This is a genomic window from Variovorax glucosi, assembly GCF_051216695.1.
Classification (GTDB): Bacteria; Pseudomonadota; Gammaproteobacteria; order Burkholderiales; family Burkholderiaceae_C; genus Variovorax.
Genome location: NZ_JBPJZE010000004.1, coordinates 371,237 through 386,698 on the forward strand (window position 1 = coordinate 371,237; position 15,462 = coordinate 386,698).

The following is a 15,462-nucleotide window of genomic DNA, read 5'->3' on the forward strand; positions in this document are numbered from 1 at the left end:
TTATTCATGCTTATGTTGTCCGCATGCATCGCTATTTTTGTCAGGCGATGCCGCGAACCAACTTCGCATCAGGCCGACGTCACTGGCAGGCTTCGCAGGTCGGATCGTCGACGCCGCAGAACGCGATGTCGGTTGCCGGAATCGAGTTGAGTTGCGCCTGCGCAGCCATCGCTGCCGCTTCGATCGCGCTCATGCCCGCAGGTGCTGCGGACGATGTCGATGAGTCGCTGCTGCCGCCCGAAGAAACCGCGTTCAGACGCCCCGATTGCACGGTCGATTTCTCGGCGTGCGTCGCGCTCTGCGTGCGAAGGTAGTAGGTCGTCTTCAGGCCGCGCAGCCAGGCGAGCTTGTAGGTCTCGTCGAGCTTCTTGCCCGAGGCGCCGGCCATGTAGATGTTGAGCGACTGCGCCTGGTCGATCCATTTCTGGCGACGTGCCGCAGCCTCGACCAGCCACCTGGTTTCGACTTCGAACGCCGTGCCGTAAAGCGCCTTGATGTCCTGCGGCACGCGATCGATCGGACGCAGCGAGCCGTCGAAGTGCTTCAGGTCCATGACCATCACGTCGTCCCACAGTCCGAGGCGCTTCAGGTCGCGCACCAGGTAATGGTTGATGACCGTGAATTCGCCCGACAGGTTCGACTTGACCGACAGGTTGCCGAAGCAGGGTTCGATCGACGCGTCGACGCCGATGATGTTGGAGATCGTGGCGGTCGGTGCGATGGCGACGCAGTTCGAGTTACGCATGCCGTCGGTCTTGATCTTCTGGCGCAGCGTGTCCCAGTCGAGCGTGGTCGAGCGGTCGACCTCGACGTAACCGCCGCGTGCCTTTTCGAGCATGTCGAGCGTGTCGATCGGCAGGATGCCCTGGTCCCACAACGAGCCCTTGTAGCTCGAATAGGTGCCGCGCTCCTTTGCCAGATCGGTCGATGCCCAGTAGGCGTGGTAGCAGATCGCTTCCATCGATTCGTCGGCGAACTGCACGGCTGCGTCGGATGCATACGGAATGCGCAGTTCGTACAGCGAATCCTGGAAGCCCATCAGGCCGAGGCCGACCGGACGATGGCGCAGGTTGGACGTGCGCGCCTTCTCGACCGCGTAGTAGTTGATGTCGATCACGTTGTCGAGCATGCGCATCGCGGTCGAGATCGTCTTCTTGAGCTTGGCCTGGTCCAGAACCTTGGTGGCAACGCCGTTGGCGTCGCGTGTGCCGTCCTTCAGATGCTGCAGCAGATTGACCGAGCCGAGGTTGCAGACCGCGGTTTCCTCGTCGCTGGTGTTCAGCGTGATCTCGGTGCAGAGGTTCGACGAGTGGACCACGCCGGCGTGTTGCTGCGGCGAGCGCACGTTGCAGGCATCCTTGAACGTGATCCACGGATGGCCGGTCTCGAACAGCATCGTCAGCATCTTGCGCCAGAGGTCGCTCGCCGGAACGGTGCGCGACGGCGTGATCTCGCCGCGTGCGGCCTTGGCTTCGTAGGCGACGTAGGCGGTCTCGAATTCGGCGCCGAACAGGTCGTGCAGCTCAGGCACGTTGTTGGGCGAGAACAGCGTCCAGTTGCCCTTTTCCATCACGCGACGCATGAAGAGGTCGGGGATCCAGTTGGCGGTGTTCATGTCGTGCGTGCGGCGGCGGTCGTCGCCGGTGTTCTTGCGCAGCTCCAGGAACTCCTCGATGTCGAGATGCCAGGTTTCGAGGTACGTGCAGACCGCGCCCTTGCGCTTCCCGCCCTGGTTCACGGCGACGGCCGTGTCGTTCACCACCTTCAGGAACGGCACCACGCCCTGCGATTCGCCGTTCGTGCCCTTGATGTGGCTGCCGAGCGAGCGGACACGCGTCCAGTCGTTGCCGAGGCCGCCGGCGAATTTCGACAGCAGCGCGTTTTCCTTGATCGACTCGTAGATACCGCCGAGGTCGTCGGGCACCGTCGTCAGGTAGCAGCTCGACAGCTGCGAGCGCAGCGTGCCGGCGTTGAACAGTGTCGGCGTCGACGACATGAAATCGAACGACGACAGCACTTCGTAGAACTCGATGGCACGCGCTTCCCGGTCTTTCTCGCCGAGCGACAGGCCCATCGCGACGCGCATGAAGAAGGCTTGCGGCAGTTCGATGCGGGTCTTGCGGACGTGCAGGAAGTAGCGGTCGTACAGCGTCTGCAGGCCGAGGTAGTCGAACTGCAGGTCGCGCTCGGCCTTGAGCGCGGCGCCCAGGCGCGGCAGGTCGTACTTGAGCAGTTCGGCATCGAGCAGTTCGTTGTCGACGCCCTTCTGGATGAACTTGGGGAAGTAATCGACGTAGGCCTGCGAGCGCTCCACCGGCATCACTTCGCGGCCGATGATCTCCTTGAAGATCGTGTGCAGCAGCAGGCGTGCGGTGGCGAAGGTGTAGTCGGGGTCTTTCTCGATCAGCGTGCGTGCCGCCAGGATCGACGCCTTGTAGACCTCGTCGAGCGGTACGCCGTCGTAGAGGTTCCGCATCGTCTCGGCTTCGATCGGTGCGGCGGTGATGGTGTCGCCCAGGCCTTCGCAGGCGGATTCGATCAGGCCCTTGAGCTCGTTGAGGTCGAGCGCGACGCGCTGGCCGTTGTCGAGCACATGAATCGTCGGCACTGCAGGCGCAACCTGCGCATCCTGCTTGGCGCGCTCCTGCATGCGGCGTTCGCGATAGAGCACGTAGGCGCGCGCGACTTCGTGGTGGCTGCCGCGCATCAGGCCGAGTTCGACCTGATCCTGTACGTCTTCTATATGGAAGGTGCCGCCGCCCGGACGCGAACGCATCATGGCGCGCACGACATTCTGGGTGAGCGTGTCGACGGTTTCGCGCACGCTGGCCGAAGCCGCGCCCTGGGTGCCATGCACGGCCAGGAAGGCTTTCATCATCGCGATGGCGATCTTGCTCGGCTCGAAAGGAACGACCGACCCGTTGCGGCGAATGATCTGGTAGTGCGCCAGCGCTTCGCTTTCGATGGGTGCGGCGACGTCGCGCTGGGTCGTCGCGCCGGAAGGCCGCGGAGCGGTATTCGGGACGCGGGAGGTCGATGGCGTGTTGGATGCTGTTTGCATTGAGTCCTCGGTGTGGCGGATTTGTCTGGGTGAGCCGCAAACGCGCTAGGCAGTACGCATGGGCTATGTTTCGACAGCGTTTTCTGTGCCGGCGACCGAAGTTCGACATCGGACGCGTTTGGGCAGACGGACACTATATCTGGGGTCAGAAAGGTCTACAACCCACTACCTGTAGTGCTTTTCCGATTCTTGGACACCGTCTTTTCGGCGCATTTCTGCTGGAAGCCGCATGCCTTCTAGGTTTCAGGCGCCGCGCGACTGCTGCCGGGCGAGCAGCTGAAAAAAGTCTTTTTTTAACCCGATGGTGTTGCTTTGTCGTTCCAGCCAAGAAGAGTAAGAAGAAGGTTCCAATCAAACCCGGGGCCTGGATCGATCTTGCGTTCTGGTGCGATGTCGGAGTGTCTTGCGATGCCGTCGATCGGGTATTTGGCCGCGATCGCCGGGCAAAGACGCGCCAGGGTGTCGTATTGCGCCGGCTCAAAGGTTTCGCCTTCGAGTCCTTCGAGTTCGATGCCGATCGAGAAGTCGTTGCAGTTGGAGCGGCCGCGCCATGAAGACGCGCCGGCATGCCACGCACGCTCGTCGCAGCTCACGAATTGCCACAGCGCTCCGTCGCGCCGCACATAGAAATGCGCCGAAACCTCCATCCCGCGGATCCGCTCGAAGTACGGATGCGCGCTCCAGTCGAGCCGGTTAGTGAAGAACTGCTGCACTTCGTCGCCGCCGTAGATGCCGGGCGGCAGGCTGATCGAATGAAGGACGATCAGGTCGACCGCCGTACCGGTCGGTCGCGGACCGAAGTTCGGCGAGGGCAGCTGCTTTGCCGGCTCGTACCACCCGTCCCGCCACGTGCGCTCACTCATCGGCGAATCCGCCTGGCCCGGCCGGCGCGTCGTCGCCGTTCGGCATCGCGATGCCCAGACGCGCAATGCGGTAGCGGATCTGCCGCAGGCTCAGGCCGAGGCGTGCAGCCGCGGCAGTGCGGTTGAAGCTGCTTTCGCGCAGCGCCCGCACCAGGATTTCACGCTCCTGCTGGTCAAGGTAGACCTGCAGGTCGGCCGGAACGTCCGACGGCGAAGCGGTCGCCTGTGCCTGAAACACCGGAGCCGTGGCCGTGGCTGCCGAAGGCGATGAGACCGCCAGGTTCGGCGCAGCTTCGCCGCCCATGAAATCCAGGTGAAGTTCGTCGCCGTCGTTGAGCGCCACCGCGCGATGCAGGAGGTTCTCCAGTTCGCGCACGTTGCCATGCAGCGGCTGGCAAGCCAGCTCGTCGACGACGCCGGAGGACAGCACCGGCACCGGCATGCCCGCGTCATGCGCGATGCGGGAGAGCAGCGCAGCGCACAGCACCGGCAGGTCCTCGCGGCGGTCGCGCAAGGCGGGCACCGCGATCTCGATCACGTTCAGCCGGTAGAACAGGTCCTGGCGGAACCGGCTGGACTGAACCTCGGCCTGCAGATCCTTGTGCGTCGCGCTGACGATGCGGACATCGACGGCGTCTTCCTGCGTCGAGCCGATCGGCCGCACGCTGCGCTCCTGGATCGCACGCAGCAGCTTGGACTGCATGGCGAGCGGCAGGTCACCGATCTCGTCGAGAAACAGCGTGCCGCCGCGCGCAGCCTGGAAATAGCCGTCGCGATCGGCTGCCGAACCGGTGTACGAACCCTTGCGTGCGCCGAAGAATTCGGCTTCGAGCAGGTTTTCGGGAATCGCGCCGCAGTTGACGGCGACGAACGGCCCGTCGCTTCGCTGGCTGCACGCATGCACCGCGCGCGCGACCAGTTCCTTGCCGGTTCCCGATTCGCCACGCACCAGCACCGGCGCCATGCCGCGCGCTACCTTTGCGATGCGCGACTTGACGCGTCGCATCGGCTCCGAATCGCCGACCAGCCGGTCGAGCGCCGCCATGCCGACGCCGTCGGGCAGGACGGTGACGGCGGTTGCGATCGTCTTTCCGCTGTCGTCGGCGGATGTTCGTGCCGGCTTGATTGCCACCGGCTGCGCCTGCACCGCGGCAGCGACCACGCCGCGAAACTGTTTCAGGTCGACCGGTTTGGTCAGGTAGTCGAAGGCGCCGGCCTTGAGCGCCTCGACCGCGTTCTCCGCCGAGCCGTAGGCCGTCATCACGATGCAGCGTTCGCCGCGCTGGTCGCGTTGCGCGCGCTGCAGGATTTCCATGCCCAGGCCGTCCGGCAGACGCATGTCGGTGATCACCACGTCGAAGCGCGAGGCATCGAGCAGGCGCTGCGCCTCGGCCACGGTGCCCGCAGCCTCGACGCGGTAGCCCTCGCGCAGCAAGGTCAGTTCATAGAGCGTGCGCAGGTCCGGCTCGTCGTCGACGACCAGGATCTGCACGGTTTTCGGTGGCGAAGCGGCGGGTGTACTCACGCTTCTATTGTGTCAGCGGCATCTGGCGGAGCGCGGCGGGCGCGAACACGATGAAGAACGCATTCCCCTCGGGCCCCGTGCCGGAGGCCGAGCGCCGTTCGTAGCCAATGGTGGCGCCGTGGCGCTCGCACAGTTCTCGGCAAAGGAAGAGGCCGAGTCCGCTCGACCGGCTTTCCGAGGAGAAGAACGGCTCGAACAGGTGGCGCTGCACCGGGGGTTCGAGCGCCGCGCCGTCGCTCCAGACCTGCAGGCCGATCCGGCCGCGCGGATCGACGCGCGTCGACAGCTGGATCGATCCGTCCCGATGGCCGGCGTAGCGCGCCGCGTTGTCCAGCAGGTTGACGAGAATGCGGCGCAGGTGCTCGGCGTCGAAACGCACGTCGAAGCCGGGTGCCTCCAGCGCTATCAGCACGCCGTGGCCGCGGGTCTGCCGCACCCATTCCTCGCCCAATGCGCGCACCGTGGGGTCGAGCGTGATCTGTTCGCCCAGCGGCAGCACGTGCTGCTGGCGCGCGCGTGCGACGTCGAGCACATCGTCGACGATGCGCGCCAGGCGTTGTGCGTTCTGCTCGACCATCGCGATCAGCCGGCGCTGCGCCGGATCGCTCAGGTCTTCGCTGAGCAGCGCGCTGGCCTGCGTGATGGCGGCGAGCGGATTGCGGATCTCGTGGGCGACCGCGGCGGACATGCGTCCCATCGCGGCCAGCTTCTCGGTGCGGATGCGCGCTTCGAGTTCGCGCAGGTCCTGCAGGAACATCACGCACAGGCTGTCGACCGACGGATAGGTGGCCGGCGTGAGTCGCGTGCGTACCCGCACCTCGCGCGCCGCGCCGCGCGCCTGCGCCAGCGGCAACTCGCCGGTCTGCGGACTCTTGCGGACGAAGGTGAGTTCGGCCAGCGCGGCCAGCGGTTGCCACGCCGGATGGGTGCTGAGCGCGAACGGCATCGATTTGTCGGCCAGGCCCTGACCCAGGATGGCGTCGGCCGCCGGATTGGCCGCGTGTACCCAGCCTTCGTCGTCGATCACCAGCACGCCCTCGCTGAGCGTCTCGATCACCAGATCGTTGACCTGCGCGTGCATCTGCGCGGTGCCGCGGTTGCGTTGTGCCAGCGCTTCCTCGCGCGTCAGCCGACGCGCCAGCTGATGCGCCAGCAGGGCGACGATGAAAAGGCCGGTTCCGGTCAGCGCAGCCTGGACGAAACGTGCCGATGAATCGGCTGGCAGGTCGAACCAGTGCCAGGCGGCGTCCGCAAGGAGCAGAAGCGTGGCGCCGGCTGTCGTGCCGAGCCCGATGGGCAGCGTGCCGAGCACGGCGCCCATCAGCACCGGCAATGCGAACAGCGGCGTGTAGTTCACGCTGCCGACTTGCAGCACCTGCAGTGCGGCGAAAGTGGCGAGATCGACGCCGAGCGTCGAAATCCACGTTACGCCGAGCCCGTGGATCGGCGGATGGAAGGGGGCATACCGGAGCGCCAGCAGCGCAAGTACCAGATAGGCGGTCGACAACCCGATCGCCGACCAGGACGGCGTCTGGCCGAGCACGAAACCGACGAATTGCAGCAGCAGCAGCACCATGCCGACAAAGCTGCGGGCGGTCATGAAGCCGCGCCAGAGCCGGTGCAGCGCGGAACTCTCGCCGCCCGGCGGCTCGAAGGTGCCCCAGTCGGTGCGACCATCGCCGCGCGACCAGAGAAGGGTGGTCATCGCGCGATGTTCCGTCTCAGCCGGGACCGGCACGCCGATGCGCGGGGCTGCAGTAGACGCCGCCGGGTCCGGCAATGGCGTCGGTGGCGGGCAGATGCAGGCCGCAATGCGCGCATCGCACCATCGCCTTCGGCGGGCCGACGGCCGGTGGTGCCTTCGCGGCCTGGGCCGATTTGTTCCGGCTGCGCATTTCTTCGCGTCGGCCCTGGCGCCACAGCCAGAAGCCGACCATCACGACAACCGCTACCAGTATGTATTTCATCTTGCGGGGTGCGTCAGCACCACCTCCAGAACGAAGCGCGATCCGACATAGGCCAGCAGAAGCAGCCCGGCGCCGGCGTAGAGCACGCGCCTCGCCTTGCGGCCGCGCCAGCCGAAGCGGCTGCGCCCGATCAGCAGAACCGCGAAGGTCAGCCATGCGAGTACCGAGAACACCGTCTTGTGATCCCACTTCAGCATGCGGCCGGCATCGCCGTAGAGCGTTTCGCTGAAGAGCAGACCGGCCAGCAGCGTGGCGGACAGCAGCACGAAGCCGGCGGTGACGAAGCGGAAGGTCAGTCGTTCGAGCGTCAGAAGCGGTACGCCGGCTTGCGGTTCGGTGGCGAGCCGGATCTGCTTCTCGGCTCGCGTCGTGAGCCATGCATGAACGACCGCGGCACCGAAGAGGCCATAGGAGGCGATGCCGAGCGCCAGATGAAGCGGCAACCAGGGCGACGCCGACACATGCAGCGGCGTTCCGGGAAACAGCAGCGCCAGCAACACCGCGACTGCACCGAGCGCAGCCAGCACGCGTCGCGACTTCAGCTGCGGGTACATCCGGCTTTCGATGCCGTAGACCGTCAGCACGAGCCAGGCGGTGATCGACAGCGCCGGCGCAAAACCGAAGCGCGGCACCGCGCCGATCAGGCCCCAGCCGAGCGCCAGCGCATGCAGCAGCCAAGCTGTTCCGAGCGTGGAGCGCGTCGCCTGCCGGCCGAAACGGGAAGACATGGCCGCCGCCAGACCATAGGCAGCGGCGGTGGCGATGCCCAGTGCCACGCCGGGCGGGGAGGGGATCGCTAAAATCATCGGGCTAGTTTATCTCCCCCAGGTTTGCGCACGCCCCGTGCGGCAAGGCCTTCCCAGGTATCTCGTTCATGGCCACCGCACTCACCGAAAAATTCTCCCGTCTCGTCAAGCAGATGAGCGGACAGGCCCGCATCACCGAGGCCAACGTCCAGGACATGCTGCGCGAAGTGCGCATGGCGTTGCTGGAGGCCGACGTGGCGCTGCCTGTCGTGCGCGACTTCGTGGCGCGCGTCAAGGACAAGGCGCTCGGCCAGGACGTGCTCGGCTCGCTCAAGCCCGGTCAGGCGCTGATCGGCATCGTGAACCGCGAGCTCGCGGCGACCATGGGCGAAGGCGTTTCGGACATCAACCTGATCGCGCAGCCGCCGGCCGTGATCCTGATGGCCGGCCTGCAGGGCGCCGGCAAGACCACCACTACGGCCAAGCTGGCCAAGCACCTGATCGAGAAGCGCAAGAAGAAGGTGCTGACCGTCTCAGGCGACGTCTACCGTCCGGCTGCCATCGAGCAGCTCAAGATGGTCACGAAGCAGGCTGGCGCCGAATGGTTCCCGAGCACGCCCGACCAGAAACCGCTCGACATCGCGCGCGCCGCGCTCGACTACGCCAAGCGCCATTTCTTCGACGTGCTACTCGTCGACACCGCCGGCCGCCTCGCGATCGACGAAGTGCTGATGAACGAGATCAAGGAACTGCACGCGGCCATCAACCCGGTCGAGACGCTGTTCGTGGTCGACGCGATGCAGGGCCAGGATGCGGTCAACACGGCCAGGGCGTTCAAGGATGCCTTGCCGCTCACCGGCATCATCCTGACCAAGACCGACGGCGATTCGCGCGGCGGCGCGGCCCTGTCCGTGCGGCAGATCACCGGCGTGCCTATCAAGTTCGCCGGAACGAGCGAGAAGATCGATGGCCTCGAAGTATTCGACGCCGAGCGCCATGCGGGCCGTATCCTGGGCATGGGCGACATCGTCGCGCTGGTCGAGCAGGTGACGGCCGGCGTCGACGTGGCTGCGGCGCAGAAGCTCGCGGCAAAGGTCAAGAGCGGCGCCGGATTCGACCTCAACGACTTTCTCGGCCAGCTCCAGCAGATGAAGCAGATGGGCGGACTTTCCAGCCTGATGGACAAGCTGCCCGCTCAGATGGCGGCCAAGGCGACCGAAGCCGACATGACGCGCGCCGAGCGCGACATCCGCCGCAAGGAAGGGATCATCAACAGCATGACCGCGCTCGAGCGCCGCAAGCCCGAGCTGCTCAAGGCGACCCGCAAGCGTCGGGTGGCTGCCGGTGCCGGCGTCCAGGTTCAGGAGGTCAACCGCCTGCTCAACGAGTTCGAGCAAATGCAGACCATGATGAAGAAGATGAAGGGCGGCGGCCTGATGAAGATGATGAAGCGCATGGGCGGCATGAAGGGGCTCGGTGGCATGGGTGGCGGCATGGGTGGAATGGGCGGCAAGTCGCCTTTTTGAAGCCCCAAGCCTGATTTTTGAATGCGGCTGGCGCCTACGAGCGTTTCCGCCGCTCGCTGATGATCCGAACGTATCCAGATGTTTGAATGACTTCATGCACGAGACCTTCGTGCATTCGCATTTTTCAGACGTCAATTCGTATCGGAGATTTCAATATGACCGCCTCTTCCATCCGCAGCCTGCGTACCGCAGCTACCGCTATCGCCATCGCAGTCGCCGGCGTCGCCATGGTCGGTTGCACCACTACCCGTCCCGACGACAAGGCGTCGTCCATGTCGGCGCGCCAGTCGATCGACGCCGAGACCACCGCCGCGCTGTCGAAGCTCTACAACAGCGTTCCGGGTTCGCGCCAGCTGGTTTCGCAAGCCAAGGGCGTGCTGGTGTTCCCGTCCGTCGTCGGTGCGAGCCTGGGCGTCGGTGCAGAGTACGGCCGCGGTACGCTGCGCACCGGCACCACCACGGCCGGCTACTACAGCACCACCGCAGGTTCGATCGGCTTCCAGGCCGGCGCACAGTCGAAGGCCGTCGTCTACCTGTTCATGACCGACGAAGCGCTCCAGAAATTCCGCAACAGCAAGGGCTGGACCGTCGGCGCAGACGCCACCGTTGCAGTCGCCAATGTCGGCGCCAACGGCAGCATCGATTCGCAAACCATTCGTCAGCCGATCGTCGGTTTCGTGATGACCAATGTCGGTCTGGAAGCCGGCGTGTCGCTGTCGGGTTCGAAGATCAGCCAGATCCAGCCGTAATTACTTCAAGCACGCTCCCGGTTGCGATGGCGGATGGCTTATCGCACGGTGTGTGAAGAAATCGAAAAGCTTTCAATGAAAATGCCCCGCATGCCAGCGGGGCATTTTTCGTTGGGGTGAGCGAACGCAAAAGCGCTGAGCATTGATTTTCCGCGCGGGTGCTTCTAATTCACGCAGCCTTCTTCAGTTTGCCGCGTTGTCGACTTTGCACCTCGATTTCGGCACTGCGGATCAGATTGTCCAGCTTCCTGGACTGCTCTTTTATAAAGGGAGGTGATTCGCCTTCAGGTTCAAGGACACCCAGAATATCGGTCAGTCGAAATACGCCATCCTGCGCTATCCCGCCTTGAAGGTCGAGCATGTCAAACTTCTGCGTGAACGACCTGATTGCCCTCAAGCTGGAAACTGTCTTTTCATTCAGCAATGGGGAGTCGAGAAATTCCGAGTGCATCGCATCTGGATGCTTCTGGTCAAAGAAATAAAAATTTTTCAGTTTTTGTTGCACGTATGCCTCCCGGGGGAAACCATCTTTTTGGACCATCCCAATTTCGTGAACCTTGGCAACTGGCACCCCCGCTCGCTCCAACATGGCTAGCTTCGCCAGTTCTTGAGCAGAATCTCCCACGACCAGTACTTTGCCGTCGCCGATATCGTGGCAAATTTTAAATGCGCCTTTTCCGAGAAAATTCTCGGGTGTCCTCAGATGCTGGTATTTTTCAAGACTGACGCTGCGCATCGTTTTTTTGAGGTTGTCGAGGTATCCCGTAAATTGCTCAGATGAACCCTTTAAACTCACATATTCGGCGATTGCCATCGGTGGGGCAGGGATGGCTGAAAATGGTGAGGGGTCGCGCAGGTTGACAACCTTCTTGCCATCAGGCGCAGGCTGATGGAGGCGAGTAAATTGTTTTACGGGTCGATGGCCAGTCGAATCTCTTGTCGTGTCGATTGCGTAGCGGCGCTGCGGAAGGTTGGTCGAAATATTGAGCATCATGAGGCCACGTAAATTTGAATCGGTGCAAGCAATAGCGTGCACAACATTTGAATTTACAGATCGACTGCTTAATGACACATCAGAACGCTCCGAATCGCACCACTTGTCCAAACAATAAAAAAAGCCGCCCGAAGGCGGCTTTGTCGTTTCTCTGCGGCTCGCCGATCAGGCGATCGCCACAGCCTTCGGCTGCATCAGCTTGATCGCATGCATCCACGCCCGGCGCAGCACGGCCGGCGAACGCGATTCCTCGGGAATCAGCAGGAAGCCGCGGTCGCGCAGCGTGGTGCCGAGCGCGATCTGGCTGGTCAGCACGGTCAGCGGGATCGCCAGCAGCAGCGGCAAGCCGACAGGCATCAGCCAGACCAGTGCGCTGGCGTCGATCATCGCGATGCCGACAGCCAGGATGGCGATGATCGAAGACATAGGCGCCAGCTGGTTGAAGGCGATGCGCCATGGCACTGCAGCAGCTTCACGGGGAGGCGACTTCCAGTCGAGCTTGATGCCGGTGAGGGCGACGACCACGAACAGCGAATGGGCCAGCATGCGGACCGGTGCCTGGACGATGGCCAGCGCGCTTTCGAGCGCCGAGCTCTTCAGCAGACCCCAGAGACCGCCGTACTGGCGTTGCTCGCCACGCATCAGAACGGCAGCGATGCCGAGGACACGCGGGAGGAACAGCAGGCTGATGGTCCAGAGCCACAGGCCGGCGAGTTCCATCGGCAGCACGTTCCAGCTGGAGACGATGCTCGAACCGCTCAGCCACAGGGCCGTACCCAGCGTCAGGAAAGCGAGCCACAGCGGAGCCGAGGCGTAAGCCATGGTGCCGGTCACGAACATCGCGCGATGCACGGAATGGATGCCCGGTTCGGCCATCAGGCGTGCGTTCTGCAGGTTGCCCTGGCACCAGCGGCGATCGCGCTGCAGTTCGGAGAGCAGGTCGGGCGGTTGCTGTTCGTAGCTGCCGACCAGGTCGGACACCAGCCACACGTGGTAGCCGGCACGGCGCATCAGCGCAGCTTCGACGAAGTCGTGCGACATGATGCCGCCCGACATGCCGCCGGTGCCCTTGATCGGCGCCAGCGCGCAATGATCCATGAAAGGCTGGACGCGGATGATGGCGTTGTGGCCCCAGTAATGCGACTCGCCGAGCTGCCAGAACTGCATGCCGAGCGTGAACAGGCGGCCGGTGACGCGGGAAGCGAACTGCTGTGCGCGGGCATGCAGCGTGACGTGGCCGATGGCCTGCGTGGCGGTCTGGATGATGCCGGCGGTCGGGTTGGCTTCCATCAGCTTGACCATGGAGCTCAGGCAATCGCCGCTCATGACCGAGTCGGCGTCGAGCACGACCATGTAGCGATAGTCCTTGCCCCAGCGACGGCAGAAGTCGGCCACGTTGCCGGCCTTGCGGTGCGTGCGGCGTGTGCGCAGACGGTAATAGACCTCGACCTGCGGCTGGTTCGGGCTTTCGGCCAGCGCCATGCGCAAGTCTTCCCACGCAGCGCGCTCGGCGTCGGCGGTGCCCGGTGCGTAGCTGTCGGAAAGCACGAACACGTCGAAATGCTTGGAATGACCGGTAGCCGCGACCGATTCGCAAGTCGCGCGGAGGCCGGCGAACACGGTGGCCACGTCTTCATTGCAGATCGGCATGATGATTGCCGTGCGTGCTTCGGGGTTCATCGGACGGTCGACGACCTGCTTGGCCGAGAGCGCGTGCTTGTCGCCGCGCACCGAAACGTAGAAGCCCATCAGCGCGGTGACGAAGCCGGTCACGACCCAGCCGGAGAGCAGGCCGTAGAGGCCGATCTGGCCGTATTCGAGCCAGACGTTGTCGTAGTTCGGCTGGACGGCTGCGAACAGCGTCGAGGCGAGCACGGTGCTGACCAGCGCCAGCACCATGAAGGCCAGGCGACGCTGCTTGGCGGCGCGCTGCCACGGCTGTTCGGCGGCGGTCGGAGCCGGTGCGGTGCGCACGGTCTTGTCGCCGGCGCCCATCTTCACCAGCGCGGCGGTGCCGAGGCTGTTCCAGAAACCGCGCCACGGACGCGGCGCCATGGAGCCGCGGTTGACCGGCGGTGCCGTCACGGCGTTGGGATGACGTTCTTCACGCACCGGGCTGCGGCGCACGAGATCGCTGTCGTTCAGGACGTTCAGCTGGGAGAAATCGTTTGGCTTCATGGGCTACCTCAGCGACGTTGCGTTTGGGTGGAGACCGAAGAAAGGGGCATGTCGCCGATTGCCGGAAAGCGCTTGGTCACGCAATCCATGGCGGCGGCGTCGGAAGCGTCGAAACCAGCTCCTGCATGGCCGACTGCGCGAGGCCTTGAGAGGAGAACCTGCCGCGAGCGGAGGTAGTCGCGCTGCGATCGCAGTGCGGAAGAGGGGCTGAAATGAGCTTGCATGCAGGCTATAGGGCAATCCCTGTGCCAGCACCGAAAAATGCTTTTGAATCAACGACTTAGCTTGGATTTTTCGGTTTTGGAGTCTGCAGCTGCCGCCAAAGCCCTGCAAAACCCCCAAATTTGTCGCCGAATCCCGACAGCCTGGACAGGCTAAAGAAAAATATCCAGCAAAATCAACGCTTTACACACGTCGCTGCAAAGCGACAGCGTCAAACACCCGGCGACGGCGTGTCGGCCTTGAACAGTCCGGGCGTGAGTTCGTGCTTCTGCAGAAGGCGATAAAACTCGGTCCGGTTGCGATCGGCAAGACGTGCGGCATCGGCCACGTTGCCATCGGTCAGCTTGAGCAATCCGACCAGGTAATCGCGCTCGAAACGCTGCTTGGCGTCCGCGTAGGTCTGCACTTCCACGCTTGGCACACGCAACGCGCGCTGCACCAGCGCCAGCGGGATCAGAGGCGAACTCGACAGCGCACAGACCTGCTCGACCACGTTGAAGAGCTGTCGCACATTGCCCGGCCACGACGCCGTCGTCAGCGCCTTGAGCGCTTCCGGCGCGAATCCCGACAGCCGCTTGCCGTATTTCGTCGACAGGCGTTGCAGGAAATGGTTTGCCAGCAGCGGAATGTCCTCGCGCCGGGCCGAAAGCGGCGGCAGCGTGAGCGTGACCACGTTCAGCCGGTAATAGAGATCCTCGCGGAACTGGCCGGCTTCCATCGCCGCATCGAGGTCGCGGTGCGTCGCCGAGACGATTCGCACGTCGACCGCGATCGATTGGGCGGCGCCGACCGGACGCACCGCGCGCTCCTGCAGCACGCGCAGCAGCTTGACCTGCAGCGCGGGCGGCATGTCGCCGATCTCGTCGAGCAGCAGCGTGCCGCCGTCGGCCTGCTGGAACAGGCCCTTGTGATTGGCGACGGCGTCGGTGAAGGCGCCCTTCATGTGGCCGAACAGCTCGGATTCGAGCAGCGCCTCTGGAATCGCACCGCAATTGACGGCGACGAAGGGCTTGCCGGCGCGAGAACTGGCCTTGTGAATGGCCCGCGCCAGCAGTTCCTTGCCGGCGCCGCTGTCGCCGCGCAGCAGAACGCTGGCGTCCGACTTGGCGACCATATGCGCTTCGGCCAGCAGTTCGGCCATGCGGCTGCTGCGGCTGACGATCTCCGAGCGCCAGCTGTCGTCGCCGCCGGTGCCGCCGGGCGTGGGCGCGGGCGCACCGAGCGCGAGTGCCTGGCTGATTTTTTCAAGCAGTTCGCGTGCGTCGTAGGGCTTGGTCAGATAGGTGAAGACACCGCGCGCCGTCGCCTCGACCGCGTCGGGAATCGTGCCGTGCGCGGTCAGCAGGATGACCGGCAGCGTCGGATGGTTCTTGCGGATCTCGTCGAACAGCGCCAGACCGTCGCGGCCCGGCAGGCGGACGTCGCTCAGCACCAGTTGCGGATGTTCGATTTCGAGCTGGTTGAGCGCGGATTCGGCCGATGTGACGGCCGTGACCCGGTAGCCGGCCGAATTGAGGCGCATCGACAGCAGCCGCAGCATGTCCGGATCGTCATCGACGACCAGCAGGCGGGCGCCCGTGGCCTTGAGGGAAGGGGATGCGGCTGCGGCGTCTGTCATTGTCTGGCGGGTC

11 protein-coding genes are annotated in these 15,462 nt (G+C 64.3%); 2 read left to right on the forward strand and 9 right to left on the reverse strand.

Annotated elements, in window-relative coordinates:
* Positions 1-79: 79 nt before the first annotated feature.
* The 6 genes from ACSFA3_RS20175 to ACSFA3_RS20200 all read right to left on the reverse strand — a co-directional run bounded on the left by ACSFA3_RS20175 (position 80) and on the right by ACSFA3_RS20200 (position 8,222).
* Positions 80-3,061: a ribonucleoside-diphosphate reductase subunit alpha gene (locus ACSFA3_RS20175; protein ID WP_435507270.1), complete on the reverse strand. Its 2,982-nt coding sequence runs from the start codon at positions 3,059-3,061 to the stop codon at positions 80-82.
* A 293-nt stretch (positions 3,062-3,354) separates the two neighbouring features.
* Positions 3,355-3,924 (reverse strand): 1,6-anhydro-N-acetylmuramyl-L-alanine amidase AmpD, encoded by a 570-nt coding sequence (gene ampD, locus ACSFA3_RS20180; RefSeq protein WP_435507271.1) that lies wholly within the window; start codon positions 3,922-3,924, stop codon positions 3,355-3,357.
* Positions 3,917-5,449 (reverse strand): sigma-54-dependent transcriptional regulator, encoded by a 1,533-nt coding sequence (locus ACSFA3_RS20185; RefSeq protein WP_435507272.1) that lies wholly within the window; start codon positions 5,447-5,449, stop codon positions 3,917-3,919. Before ACSFA3_RS20185 ends, ampD begins: the two co-directional genes overlap by 8 nt.
* A gap of 4 nt (positions 5,450-5,453) precedes the next feature.
* Positions 5,454-7,154: a two-component system sensor histidine kinase NtrB gene (locus tag ACSFA3_RS20190; protein WP_435507273.1), complete on the reverse strand. Its 1,701-nt coding sequence runs from the start codon at positions 7,152-7,154 to the stop codon at positions 5,454-5,456.
* A 16-nt stretch (positions 7,155-7,170) separates the two neighbouring features.
* Positions 7,171-7,416 carry a PP0621 family protein gene (locus ACSFA3_RS20195; protein WP_435507274.1) on the reverse strand — a complete coding sequence of 82 codons (246 nt, stop codon included), beginning with the start codon at positions 7,414-7,416 and terminating at the stop codon, positions 7,171-7,173.
* Positions 7,413-8,222, reverse strand: coding sequence for a cytochrome C assembly family protein (locus ACSFA3_RS20200; protein ID WP_435507275.1), 810 nt, complete (start codon positions 8,220-8,222; stop codon positions 7,413-7,415). The genes ACSFA3_RS20195 and ACSFA3_RS20200 overlap by 4 nt, the downstream gene beginning before the upstream one ends.
* Before the next feature lie 68 nt (positions 8,223-8,290).
* Between ACSFA3_RS20200 and ffh the strand changes: the two genes are divergently transcribed.
* Together ffh and ACSFA3_RS20210 are read left to right on the forward strand one after the other, a co-directional pair.
* Entirely contained in the window at positions 8,291-9,688 is a 1,398-nt protein-coding gene (ffh, locus tag ACSFA3_RS20205) for a signal recognition particle protein (protein ID WP_435507276.1), read from the forward strand.
* Between the two features lie 155 nt (positions 9,689-9,843).
* Positions 9,844-10,437 (forward strand): BPSL1445 family SYLF domain-containing lipoprotein, encoded by a 594-nt coding sequence (locus ACSFA3_RS20210; protein ID WP_435507277.1) that lies wholly within the window; start codon positions 9,844-9,846, stop codon positions 10,435-10,437.
* Between the two features lie 169 nt (positions 10,438-10,606).
* Here the strand turns inward: ACSFA3_RS20210 and ACSFA3_RS20215 are convergent, their stop codons facing one another.
* The 3 genes from ACSFA3_RS20215 to ACSFA3_RS20225 all read right to left on the reverse strand — a co-directional run bounded on the left by ACSFA3_RS20215 (position 10,607) and on the right by ACSFA3_RS20225 (position 15,449).
* Positions 10,607-11,431 carry a hypothetical protein gene (locus ACSFA3_RS20215; RefSeq protein WP_435507278.1) on the reverse strand — a complete coding sequence of 275 codons (825 nt, stop codon included), beginning with the start codon at positions 11,429-11,431 and terminating at the stop codon, positions 10,607-10,609.
* Positions 11,432-11,596: 165 nt separating this feature from the next.
* The gene (gene mdoH / locus ACSFA3_RS20220; protein WP_435507279.1) at positions 11,597-13,609 is read right to left on the reverse strand and encodes a glucans biosynthesis glucosyltransferase MdoH; all 2,013 of its coding nucleotides are present in this window, start codon (positions 13,607-13,609) and stop codon (positions 11,597-11,599) included.
* Between the two features lie 433 nt (positions 13,610-14,042).
* Positions 14,043-15,449 (reverse strand): sigma 54-interacting transcriptional regulator, encoded by a 1,407-nt coding sequence (locus ACSFA3_RS20225; RefSeq protein WP_435507280.1) that lies wholly within the window; start codon positions 15,447-15,449, stop codon positions 14,043-14,045.
* Between the last annotated feature and the right edge of the window lie 13 nt (positions 15,450-15,462).